This is a genomic window from Gemmatimonadaceae bacterium (assembly GCA_016720905.1).
Lineage (GTDB): Bacteria > Gemmatimonadota > Gemmatimonadetes > Gemmatimonadales > Gemmatimonadaceae > Gemmatimonas.
Genome location: JADKJT010000034.1, coordinates 162793 through 175119, shown reverse-complemented (window position 1 = coordinate 175119; position 12327 = coordinate 162793). Strand labels below are relative to the sequence as shown.

Sequence of the window (12327 nt, the reverse complement as noted above, 5' to 3'; positions counted from 1 at the left end):
TGTGGCCGAAAACGCTGGCCGTACCCCTACTTCGACGCCGCCGCGAGCGCCTTGATCGCCGCCGCCATCGTCGTCACCCGGGCCGCATCCTTGGCGCCGGCCGCGTCCTTCGTCACGGCCGCCGCCAACTTGGTCAAGCTTGCACGCCGCGCCGCACCAGACTGTGCCTCGGCCGCGTCCAACGCACTGCCAATGGCGCTGGTACGCGCTGCTGCCAATCCATTGTTGCGGACCAGCTGATCGAGATACGACCGCACCACCGGGAACGCCGCCGGCCACACGATTTTCGGCTGACTCTGTGGATTAAACTGGTCCAGCTTGATCAACTTCGCGGCCGCAATCTCGTTGGCTGACAGCTTGTCGCTGGGCGTGAGCTCGAGGATATCCATGCCGCGTGCCAGTTCCGACGAGTAGATCATGCCGTTGTAGTAGTACGCGCCCCACGACCCGCCAATGGTGCCGCGAGCCGGTGGCGCCGCCGTGCCTGCCGCGCCCGGCGGACCAGCATCCACCATCGGCGGCGCATCAATAGGGCCGCGATCGAAGAAGGCCAGTTCAAACGGCTTGTTGGGATCGGTGAAGTCGATGACGTCCACGCCCCCCTGATACCAACCCTGCACCATGATGTCGCGGCCCGGCACCGGTACGAGTGCGCCATTGTGCGACACGCAGTTTTCCTGCGCGGTTTGCGCCGTGGGAATCTTGAAGTACGCGCCCTGCTTCATCTTCTTCGCCTTGGTGATGGTGAGCGTGGTGTTGCCGCCCATCTCCAGCATGTTTCCCGCCTGACAATTGGGTGAAGTGCCACCGCCCCACTCGTCGGTGAACACCACCTTGCTGCCGTCGTTGCTGAACACGGCCGTATGCCACAGCGAGAAGTTCGTGTCGGCGACCGCGTCCAAGCGAATCGGCTTTTCCGGATTCGAAATGTCCACCAGGATGCCGTAACTGCCGCACGCGCCGGCCAGCAGATGCTTTTCCGGATACACCGACACGTCATGACAATTGCGCGGACCCGTAGGCGCTGGCGGCGGTCCGGCGGCAGGATCAGCACCACGACCACCACGACCAGCGCCGGCACCTGCGCGACGCGGCGCGGGCTCCATGCCGGTAAAGATACGCGCACCCGTCACCACTTCCGACTTTTCAGGACTGGCCAACGGCACCTTGATCACATCCAGTCGATACAACGAGTTCGTGGTATCCGCTGCATCGGTGCCCGACTTGCAGCCGGCCATTTCCGTTTCCGGACGCGTGCCCTGACTGCCCGACACATACAAATAAATGACGCCCTTGTCCTTCGGACTGGGAACGATGGTGTGCGTGTGCGAGCCTTTGCACGTCTGCACGTTCTTCACCAGCTTCGGATTGCGCGGATCGGACACGTCGAAAATGCGCACGCCCGCCATGTGGTCTTTGGGGTCCTTTACACCACCCTTGCCACAGTCGTTGCGATTGCCGCCGCCTTCCGCCGAAATGAACAGCAGGTTGCCGTAAATAGACGGGTCGCCCTGTGACGTAATGCATGACACCGCCGCCGCCTTCACCGGTTTGGCCGGGTTGCTCACGTCCCAAATGGAGAAGCCGGCAAAGTTGCCCTGATACACATAGTTGCCGCGAAACGCCAGATCCGAATTCACAAACGTCAGTCCGCGCGTCGTGTCAAACTCGGCCGACTTCGGTGTGAACGACACGAGTTTCATGCCTTCCGCCGCCATACCGGCGTCCAGCACGCCGGACTTCAGTCCATTGCGCGCGTCCTTGCCGGTGGGATACGTCTGTGCGCCAAGCACCGACGCCACCGTCCATGAAAGCGCCGCGAAGGCGCACATCCTGCGAACATGTCCCATCAGGGTCAACTCCGGTAAAGGGCTCACAGCAGCGTCGGGAAACGCTTCGGGAAACTTCAGGGTGTGGCGGGCGCTTGTTCAAGCATCTGGCGCATCAATCCGATCTCGGCGGTCTGCACGGTAAACACATCATTCGAAAACACAGACACGTCGATATCCTGTGCCGCACCAGGCGAGGCATTGAGGTCGGCCACCATCTTGAGCGCGCCTTCGTGATGCTGGATCATCATGGTGAGAAAGTGCTTATCGAACTGCGCACCGTTCGCCGCTTCCAGCGTCTTGATCTGTTCCGCCGTCAACATGCCCGCCATCATCACGTGATGATACGACGACGTGTCGGGCGCCGTCTGCCCGTTTGCCACGAGCCAGTCCTGCATGAGCTTGATCTCCGCCATCTGCGACTGGTCAATCTTGTTGGCGAAACGCAGCAGGCGCGGGTTGGCCCCGTGCGACGCCGCCAGGCGTGACATGAAGATGGCCTGCGCGTGATGGGCAATCATGCCCTGCATGAAGTGCACGTCGGCAGCGGTAAAAATGGCGCCCTTGGGGATGGTGACGGGCGCGTCCATGCCTGACATGCCGGCCATTCCGGCCATGCTGTTCGCAGTGGCCGTGGTGTCGGCGGTGGGTTTCTTCTCAGCCGAACAACCGAGGGCCAGAGGGACGAGGAGGGCGAGCGCGGCAAGGCCGCGGGTCTGGAGCGGGTTCACGGGGGGCGTGGCGGGCTGGCGGAAGGGTACGGCGGGGATGGGACGCTATCGTACAAAGGTACGGTCAGAACGGGTGGCGCGTTGGCGTTCACGGTGCGCCGAGCGAAGATTATTGTCATCGCAGTCTCCCCCCAATATTGGATCAATCGATGGCCCGCTCCGCCGTACTCTCCGCCTTGTCTCTGTTGGCGCTCTCCGCCCCGCTTTCTGCGCAGGCCCCCGACGCCATTCCCGCCAAGTACGCCGCGATCGCCAATCGCATCATCGCCGCGGCGCAGGCTGACTCCGCCGGTGCGTGGAATCGTATCGCCGAGCTCACCGATCGCTTTGGTCATCGGTTGTCCGGATCGGTGGCGCTGGAGCAGGCCATCAGCTGGACCGCCGCTACCATGACCAAGGACGGTCTGGACAACGTGCGACGCGACCCGGTGATGGTGCCGCACTGGGTACGCGGCGCGGAGTCACTGGAACTCGTGTCCCCACGACGTCAGTTGCTGCCCATGCTGGGCCTGGGCGGAAGCATTGCCACACCACCGACTGGCATCACTGCCGAGGTGATGGTGGTGGCGAGTTTCGAGGAGCTCACCACACGGGCCAGCGAAGCGAAAGGAAAGATTGTGTTGTACGACGCTGAGTGGCGCGACTATGGCTACAACGGTTCGTTCCGCCGGTTGGGTGCGATTGCGGCGGCCAAGGCCGGCGCCGTGGCATCACTGGCGCGCAGTGCGGGGCCGTACGGCATTCGCACGCCGCACACGGGCAACATGAGTTACGACTCCACCGTGCAGCGAATACCGCATGCCAGCGTGACCATGGAAGACGCGATGATGATGCGTCGCATGATCAATCGCGGAGAGAAGGTCACGGTCACGCTCAAGATGAGCGCACAGACGCTCCCCGACGCGCAAAGCCACAACGTGATGGGCGAGTTGAAGGGCCGCGAGAAGCCCGAAGAGATTGTGGTAATGGGCGGTCACATCGATTCATGGGACGTGGGCCAGGGCGCGATGGACGACGCCGGCGGTGTGGTGGTGGCATGGGAAGCGATACGCCTGCTCAAGAAACTCGGCCTCACTCCGCGTCGCACCATTCGCGTGGTGGGATGGACCAACGAGGAGAACGGCGGACGTGGTGGCGCGGCGTATCGCGACGCGCACCAGAAAGAGATTCACCAGTTGGCCATCGAGTCGGATGGTGGTGTGTTTTCGCCACTTGGTTTCGGCTTCACGGGATCGCCCGCAGCGCGCGCGATTGTCGAAGCCATAGGTGGACTGCTGGCGCCCATTGGCGCGGGCAAGATCGAAGCCTCAGGCGGCGGCGCCGACATCGGGCCCATCATGGCCACCGGCGTGCCGGGCATGGGTCTCAACGTGGACGGATCGAAGTACTTCTGGTTCCATCACACCGATGGGGATACGCCGGACAAGCTGGATCGGGCTGAGGTGCAGCGATGTGTGGCGGTGATGGCCATCATGGCGTACATCGCGGCCGATCTGGAGCAGGGGTTGCCGCGGTGAACCTGCGCTACGTCTTCCGCTCGCTGTCGCGCGCCAAAGGATTCGCGACGGCGGTTGTGCTCACCTTGGGCCTTGGCATCGGCGCCAACACCGCCATCTTCTCGGCGGTCCGTGCTGTTTTCCTGAAGCCGCTGCCGCACGCCGATGGCGATCGGCTCATGTACCTGCGCCATCACACGGTCAATCAGGGACAGAACAGCGTGGCGTTCTCCGTGCCGGAAATCAACGACTTCCGCGAGCAGTCGCGCACGATGCAACAGATCGCCGAATACTCGCCGCTGGGGCTGACATTGCTTGAGGATACTCAGGCCTCGCAAATCGATGTCGGACTGGTGACGGGCAATTATCTGAGTGTGATGGGGCTCAAGCCGATCATGGGCCGCGCGTTCGCGCCCACCGACGACGGAGCTGGGGCAGCGCCGGTGATTATGCTCGGGCATGCCTATTGGTTGACCCATTTCTCCGGCGACCCGAAGATCGTCGGCAAGTCGATGCGCATCAGCAAGCGCTCGGTCGAAGTGATTGGCGTGCTCGAACCGGCGCCGTTCTTCCCCGGTCGGATCGATGCGTTGATGAACATGTCGATCAGTGAGCATCATGTGAGCGCGATGATGGTGCAGGGGCGGACGCACCGGATGACGGAGATGATCGCGCGACTCGCGCCCGGCGCGACGGTCGAACAGGCACGGCAGGAGATCGCGGGGATCACCCAGCGTCGAAATGCGCAGTATCCGGAGGCATACGAGAAGACGTGGGGATACACGGTCGAGCTGACACCGTTCAAGGAGATACTGGGGCGCGATGCGCGGCTCATGTTGTGGATGCTGATGGGCGTGGCGGCGCTCGTGCTGGTCATCGCGTGCGCCAATGTGGCGAACCTGACACTGATGCGTGGTGTGCGTCGCGAACACGAAATGACGGTGCGCGCGGCCTTGGGCGCCGGCGCGTCGCGGCTGCGAAAGCTGTTGCTGGTGGAGAATCTCGTGCTTGCCGGCGGTGGCGCCGTGCTTGGTCTGCTCGTGGCCATTGCCGGTGTCGGCACGTTGTCACGGTTCGTCGCGCGATTCTCCCCACGCGCCGATGAAATCCACGTCGATTGGATGGTGCTGGCGTTTACCGCGCTCCTTGCCGTGCTCATCGCGCTGCTGTTGTCGTTTGCGCCGCGGGTTGGTGCCGAGCATGCGTTGGGTGCCGGCTTGGCCGCTGGTAGTGTCAAGACGAGTGGCAGTGGGCGTCGCAAGCGGTTGCAACAGGCGCTCGTGATCACGCAGGTGGCCGTGTCGGTCGTGCTGTTGTCTGGCGCGGGACTGCTGGTGCGATCCATGCAGCGTCTCGCAGCGGTCGATCCCGGGCTCAATCCGAAGAACGTGCTCACGATGGAAGTGCCGTTTGACTTCACGGCCGCCACCGACTTCGCCAAGGCTGGCCAGCGCTACGACGAAATGCAGCGTCAGCTGTCGACGCTGCCGGGTGTCGAGGTGGTTGGCGTTGGATCCACCGTGCCGCTGCGCGCGAGCCAGATTCTCCTTGAGATGAAGGCTGAGGCGCGCACGCTCGACAACGGTCCGAACCCGTCGGCGGAATATCGCACGGCCGATCCAGGCTACTTTCGCGCGGCCGGTATTCCGTTGCTCAAGGGCCGCGACTTCACCGTAGCAGACCGTCCATCCGCCGAGAAGGTGGTGATCCTGAACAAGACGCTGGCCGATCGCCTGTTTCCAACCGACAATGCGATTGGTCGTCGCGTCGCGTGGACCGGTGATGTACTGCGCTTCATTGGTGTCTCCGGCGATTGGCGCACCGTCGTCGGCGTCGTGAACGATACAAAGGACGGCGGACTCGATGCGAAGCCGTTGGCCGTGTCGTTCCTTCCGGTGGCGCAGGCCGAATTCCCTCCGGGCGGGTTGGTGATGCGGACCGCGGTCGACCCCACAGGATTGTCCACGGCGGCGCGGGCCATCGTGCGATCAGTCGCACCCGATCAACTGGTCAAGAATGTCTTATCGCTGGAAGCGGTGCGCGACGAAAGCGTCGGGCCGCGTCGGCTCAACGCGCTGCTGCTGGGTGGATTCGGTGTTCTCGCGTTGGTGATCGCATCAATCGGGATCGCCGCCGTGCTGGCGTTCAACGTGAGTGCGCGCACGAACGAGATCGGTATCCGGATGGCGCTTGGTGCCGCTCCGCGACGGGTGACGGCGATGATCCTGGCGGAAGGCGGCCTGCTGGTGGGGCTCGGACTTGCCGTCGGTGTGGCGGGTTCGCTGGCGCTGTCGCGCTTCATCGAGGGCCTGCTGTTCGGCGTGCCGTCGCGCGATCCATTCACGTTGGTGGTGGTCGCGGTGACCATGGCGACGATCGGGTTGGTGGCGTGCTGGGTGCCGGCAGCGCGCGCGAGTCGGATTGATCCGAGCGACGCGTTGCGGGCGAACTGAGACGTTCAAGCCGAGACCTTCGGCGAGGCGCCTGACTACTTGATAGAGCTCGGCAACCGACATCAAGCGCAATGGCGGCGAGCGCGCTCAGGCTCCATACTTGGCCGTCCTCAACCTCGCCACACTCGTGTCCGATCTCGCCAACGCCCTCGAACGCACGCTCGATCCGCACTATCGCATAGTCCGCGAACTGGGCGGCGGAGGCATGTCGCAGGTGTTTCTCGCCGTCGAAGTCGCCCTCGATCGCGAGGTGGTAATCAAGGTGCTGCCGCCCAACTTGGCGGTTGGGGTCAGCACTGACCGGTTCCGCCGGGAAATGCAAATGGTGGCCAAACTGCAGCATCCGCACATCGTGCCGGTGTTGAGTTCGGGAACGACGGGCGACCTGCTGTACTACATCATGCCCTTCATCAAGGGCGAATCGCTGCGGGCGCGGTTGCAGCGCGATGTCGCGATGCCGGTGGAAGAAACCGCGCGCCTGGTGCGTGAAGTGGCCGATGCGCTGAGCTATGCGCATGCGCACGGCGTGGTGCATCGGGACATCAAGCCGGACAACGTGTTGCTGTCGAGCGGACACGCACTGGTGACCGACTTCGGTGTCGCCAAGGCCCTTGGGGTCGGCGATCCTGGCCCGGAAGGCGGCCTCACGTCGGCGGGAATGGCGTTGGGTACACCGGTGTACATGGCGCCCGAGCAGGCGATGGCCGACCCGCATGTGGATCATCGCGCGGACTTGTATGCGCTGGGGGTCATGGCGTACGAGATGCTGGCCGGTCAGCCACCGTTCGTGGCGCCCACCGCGCAGGCGCTGATTGCGGCCCACATGACACGTGCACCGGAATCGCTGCGAGTGACACGTTCGACGGTGCCCGAGGCATTCGACGATCTGGTGCTGCGCCTGCTGGCCAAACGTCCGGAAGATCGCGTGCAGAATGCCGCGGATTTGTTGCCGGTGCTCGATCGGCTGTCGATGTCGAGTGGCATGCTGTCATCGGCGACGCCGTACATGACGTCGGCAACCACCGCAGCGCCGACACGCGACATGGCGTCGCTGGCCGCGCCCGTTGGCGGCATGCTGCTCATGCTGGCCGCGGCCTGGGGAATTCGGCAATCCCTCGGACTCCCCGACTGGGTGGTGGTCGCGGCCATCGCCGTGGTGTTGCTGTGCGTGCCGTTGGCCCTGCGCATCACGCGCAAGCGCGTCGGCGCAGGTTCCTCGCTCGTGGCCCATGCCTCGTCGTCACGCGGCCTGATCACCGCCGGACTCGTGTCGATCCTGGGACTTGGTGCGGCCGCCGGCGCATTCATCGGACTCCGCGCGGCAGGCATTGGACCGTTCGCGACACTGCTGTCGGCGGGCACGCTGAACGAACGTGATCGCATCCTCGTCGCGGACTTCGGGAACACCACACCCGACACGCTCCTGGGCGCGGCGCTCACCGAGGCGCTGACGATCGACCTCTCGCAGTCGAAGGTCGTGCGGCTCATACCGCCCGCCGAGATTCGCGACGGACTGACACGCATGAAGCGTGACGTCAAGACGCGTCTCGTTCCGGAGGTCGCCACCGAATTGGCCGCCCGTGAGAATGTGAAGGTGGTGGTGGCTGGTGATGTGGCGCCGTTCGCCAGCGGTTTTGCGTTGTCGGCGCGCGTGCTCGACGCACAAGGCACCACGTTGTTTGCGACACGCACCACCGCCAAGACCGCGAGTGAGATCATCCCTGCCGTTGCCAAGCTCTCGCGCACCCTGCGCGAAGAGATCGGCGAATCGCTGCAGAGCATTCGCGCCACACCGGCGCTCGAACAGGTGTCCACGTCGTCGCTCGAGGCACTGCAGCTCTATTCCCGGGCGATTCGCAGCCAGCGCGCGGGAGAAGAGATTGATCGCCTGCCACTGTTCCGCCAGGCGGTGTCGCTGGATTCCACGTTTGCCATGGCTTGGCGCGGCCTGTATTCAGACCTGAACAACCTGCGTGGCGATCCGACGCAGCGGCTGGACGCAGTGGAACGCATTTTTCGATTCAAGGATCGTCTGCCCGCGCACGAAGCCCTGCTTGCCGAGGCACTCTACGCGAGCACGTCAGGCGATCTCGAAAGCGCCGTGGAATGCTACCGGCGCATCGTGGCGTCATGGCCCGACGACATGGCGGCCCACAATGGCCTGGGGCTGTACCTGCGCGCGCTCGGCCGGTTTGCCGAATCGGAACAGGCGCTGTCCGCTATCGTTGACGCGGGCACGGCATCGGCGAGCTCGTACTACAACCTGGTCACCTCGCAAATTCCGCAGGGGAAATTCACTGCCGCCGAACGCACACTGGTACGGTTGGCGGAGCGATATCCGACGTCGCCGCAGCGTTGGCAAGCGGGATACTTCCTGGCCGCTGCCACCAACAAGTTCGACGTTGCCATCGCGATGGGTGACTCACTCTCGCGATCGAGCAACGCCGGTTATCGGTACTGGGGACATCTGTATCAGGCCGAAGTGTTCTGGCTTCGCGGACAGGTCGCTGCCGGTCAAGCCAGCACACGCGCGTTGCGTCAGGCGCAAATGGACCAGCGGAATCCAGGCACCGCACTTCGCGAACAGCTTTGGGAAGTGTGGATTGACCTTCAGCTGCGAGGTGACACGGCGGCAGCGCGCGCACAAATGGACGCAGCACTGGCCGCGACGAACTTCGACAGCTTGCCACTCGCCAGCCGTCCGTGGGGGAATGTTGTGCGGTTGCGCGCGGGGTTGGGACAATTGCCTGAGGCGCGTCGCGTAATCGCCCAATACGAGAAGTCCATGCCGGAGCTGTGGCGCAAGGATGACTCCTCGATGGAACGCGCACTGGCCCAGCTCGCGCTAGCCGAAGGACGCTTTCGCGATGCGCTTCCGCTCGCGCGCGCCGGCGCGGAAAGCTGCATGGGATGCACCGGCGACCTCGTCGGCAAAACCTTCGAGAAACTCGGATTGGTCGACTCGGCCATCGTCGCCTACGAACGCGCGCTGCTGCCGCCCGTGTACGGTTCGGGTTTCCAGAATTGGCGTCCCGCCGTCATACCGCGCGCACTGTTCCGTCTTGGCGAACTGTACGCGCAACAAGGGAAGAAGCAGTTGGCCCGCGACCGCTATGCGGCGTTCCTGGATCTGTGGGACAAGGCTGACCCGGCGTTGCAGCCGGGCGTGCGCTCGGCGCGCGAGCGGATGCTCGCGCTGGTGGGCGAGCGATGACGCGTCAAGGCGCGCGCGCCGCAAGCTCCTGCATCAGAACCACCAGTACATCGGGTAGGTAAACGTCGGATCCTCGTCGAAGAAGCCACGTGGTGCGGGCTCCTCGGCGGGGAAATCGAAACCACCACTGCCCCCACTTGGAGCACCGGCACCAGGCGAGCGCAGTGATATTCCCGAATTCCAGTCGGGTGGATTCTCGCCCATCAGCCAGCGCACGAAAAAGTCGTTGCGCTTTCGTGTGCCGTCGAGCCCGGTCGCACCGTGCCCACCGTTCGGCACCACGAGCAAATCGAAGTCCTTGCCCGCCGCAATCAGTGCGTTGGCCACCTGCATCGTCGACGACGGATCGACGTTCGTGTCCAACTCACCGACGGTCAGATAGAGATGGCCTTTCAGATTCTTTGCCGCAGTGACGTTCGAATTGGACTCGTAGTGCGGACCGATCTCGCCCATCCACGCTTCGTTCCACCAGATCTTGTCCATGCGGTTGTCATGGCAGCCGGAGTTGGCCACCGCGACATCGTAGAACTCGGGATGGAAGAACACGGCGCCGGCGGCGTTCTGCCCGCCCGCCGACGTGCCGTAGATGCCGACGCGCGTGATGTCGTACCATGGGTACTTCTTGTTCACGGCCTGATGCCACAGAATACGATCGGGAAATCCGGCGTCGGCAATGTTCTTCCACGCCACATCGTGAAATGCCTTTGATCGATTGCTCGTGCCCATGCCATCGATCTGCACGAGCACGAAACCGATTTCCGCGAGCGAGACGAGACTCTGCCCACCACCCCACGTCTTGGGCACGAATGAGCCATGCGGTCCCGCGTAGATCTGCTCGATGACCGGGTACTTCTTTTTCGGATCGAACGTTACCGGCTTCACGACGATGCCCCAGATGTCGGTTGTGCCATCACGCGCTTTCGAGACGAACACTTCGGGCGGCCGGAATCCGGCTTTGACCGCGGCAGACATGTCACCTTTTTCGAGTGACAGCGTGCGCCGGTCGCTCGCGCGTTTCAACTCCACGACCGTGGGAAGATCGACGCGCGAATAGGAGTCGATGTAGTACTGGTGATCGGGTGACCACGTGACGGTGTGGGACCCATCAGCCTCGGTGTACGCGACGAGACCCGTGCCGTCGAAGTTGATGCGATAATAGTGAATGAAGTACGGGTCCTGATCCGCATTCATCCCGCCCGCGCGGAAGTAGATCTGGCGATTGGCGACATCCACACTGTCCACGCCGCGCACCACCCAATGACCCTTCGTGATCTGGTGCTTGACGTTTCCGGTCCTGCCATCGAGCAGGTAGAGATGGTTCCACCCGTCGCGTTCGGACGCCCACACCAGCTCGCCGCCTGCGTACGAGTCGCATCCGCCGCCCTGCGCCAAACGACAGTTCGCGCCAACGTCATAGGCGAAATTGTGCCCCTGATCGCTGTACATGAAGAAGCTCTTGGTCACCTCGTCAACCATCGGACGCACCGTACCGGTGGACGCGTCCACTTCGAGCACGCGGTAGATCATGTGACCGCGTTGATTGTATTGAAACGAATACGCGCCGTTGTCCTTGCGCCACACGGCACGTGAGATTGCGTACGGATTCGGGAAGAGCGTTCGGTCAACCAGAATCTGCCGCTTCGTTTCGATGTCGAAGATCGCCGGCTGATTGGAATCGAGGATGTCGCCGGCCTTTCGATAGACGCCGCCTCCGAAGTTTCCGGGTGCCTGGCCGTATGGGACGAGCTTCGGCTGCACCTGGTCGGCCGGGGACGATTGCACGTAATACGGGACGCGATTGTATCCCGCCTTCTGCCGATAGGCCACGAGCTTCTTCGAATCGGGCGACCACACGATCGAGTTGGCCAAATACGCATCACCTTCGGACCCGTCGGTGCTCAACAGCGTGTGGTTCGGTGCGGGGTTACCCGCACCGCCACCATCACCGCCGCGCCCACCGCGCCCGCCACCCTCTGTAGTCGATGCAGGAGCGGGCCGAATGGCGACGTTGTAGTTCTGGATGAAGGCGACGGTCCGACAGTCGGGGGAGAAGACTTCTGTCCTCGCGGCACCCGGCGGCGCAGGCGATGCGGCACCACAGCGCGCGGTATTCGCTCCCTGGCCTCGTCCACCGCCGCCACCCCCGCCTTGGCCAGCGCCGGCCGTCGTTGCGGCGCCGACACGCGCGCATAACGATGTCGCGATCGTGCAGCGGTAGCGCGACCCGGTCGCGTCTCCCTCAAATGCAGCCCCATTGTCGACGACAGAAATGGACGCGAATGGGAGCGTGATCTCCGTGTACGGCTGACCCGCTGCACTCGACAGGCTTTTGGCCACCGCGGCGTGATCGAAGGCCGGCTGCTTGGTCCACTGCTCTGCATCGACGCGCACGAATCGACTGCCACCCGGCACTGTGACTCGGTACACGGCCTGATGCGTTTGTCCGATCCAGTCCTCAGCCGAGGCCAGGCCCGTGGTGAGGTTGGCGAACCGCTGGCTAATCGTGGCCGCCCGGCGATAGTCCTCAAGTGTGCCCTGCGCGCTGGCGGGAAGCGGTGCGAGCAACAGCATGGCGCCCAGTGCCGCCTTCATCTTCCGGTGGCG

6 protein-coding genes are annotated in these 12327 nt (G+C 63.7%); 3 read left to right on the top strand and 3 right to left on the bottom strand.

All coding sequences use genetic code 11. The features are described from left to right. Positions 1-26 precede the first annotated feature (26 nt). Both IPP90_22010 and IPP90_22005 read right to left on the bottom strand, forming a co-directional pair. Complete coding sequence (locus IPP90_22010; protein ID MBL0173310.1) at positions 27-1832, bottom strand: hypothetical protein; 1806 nt, start codon at positions 1830-1832, stop codon at positions 27-29. A gap of 74 nt (positions 1833-1906) precedes the next feature. Continuing rightward, positions 1907-2560, bottom strand: a complete 654-nt coding sequence (locus IPP90_22005) for a DUF305 domain-containing protein (protein ID MBL0173309.1) — start codon at positions 2558-2560, stop codon at positions 1907-1909. Between the two features lie 149 nt (positions 2561-2709). Here IPP90_22005 and IPP90_22000 point away from each other — a divergent pair, with 149 nt between their 5' ends. The 3 genes from IPP90_22000 (at position 2710) to IPP90_21990 (ending at position 9723) form a co-directional block, all read left to right on the top strand. Continuing rightward, positions 2710-4077, top strand: a complete 1368-nt coding sequence (locus IPP90_22000; GenBank protein ID MBL0173308.1) for a M20/M25/M40 family metallo-hydrolase — start codon at positions 2710-2712, stop codon at positions 4075-4077. Beyond that, a complete protein-coding gene (locus IPP90_21995) occupies positions 4074-6509 on the top strand; it encodes an ABC transporter permease (protein ID MBL0173307.1) in 2436 nt (811 codons plus the stop codon). The genes IPP90_22000 and IPP90_21995 overlap by 4 nt, the downstream gene beginning before the upstream one ends. A gap of 100 nt (positions 6510-6609) precedes the next feature. Further along, a complete protein-coding gene (locus IPP90_21990) occupies positions 6610-9723 on the top strand; it encodes a protein kinase (GenBank protein MBL0173306.1) in 3114 nt (1037 codons plus the stop codon). A gap of 33 nt (positions 9724-9756) precedes the next feature. Here IPP90_21990 and IPP90_21985 read toward each other — a convergent pair whose 3' ends face one another. Further along, positions 9757-12315 carry a prolyl oligopeptidase family serine peptidase gene (locus tag IPP90_21985; GenBank protein ID MBL0173305.1) on the bottom strand — a complete coding sequence of 853 codons (2559 nt, stop codon included), beginning with the start codon at positions 12313-12315 and terminating at the stop codon, positions 9757-9759. Positions 12316-12327: the final 12 nt, after the last annotated feature.

What these genes read in the sequence shown, in the direction of transcription:
- IPP90_22010 (MBL0173310.1), bottom strand. Translation starts at nt 1,832, where the DNA reads ATGTGCGCCTTCGCGGCGCTTTCATGGACGGTGGCGTCGGTGCTTGGC.
- IPP90_22000 (MBL0173308.1), top strand. Translation starts at nt 2,710, where the DNA reads ATGGCCCGCTCCGCCGTACTCTCCGCCTTGTCTCTGTTGGCGCTCTCC.
- IPP90_21985 (MBL0173305.1), bottom strand. Translation starts at nt 12,315, where the DNA reads ATGAAGGCGGCACTGGGCGCCATGCTGTTGCTCGCACCGCTTCCCGCC.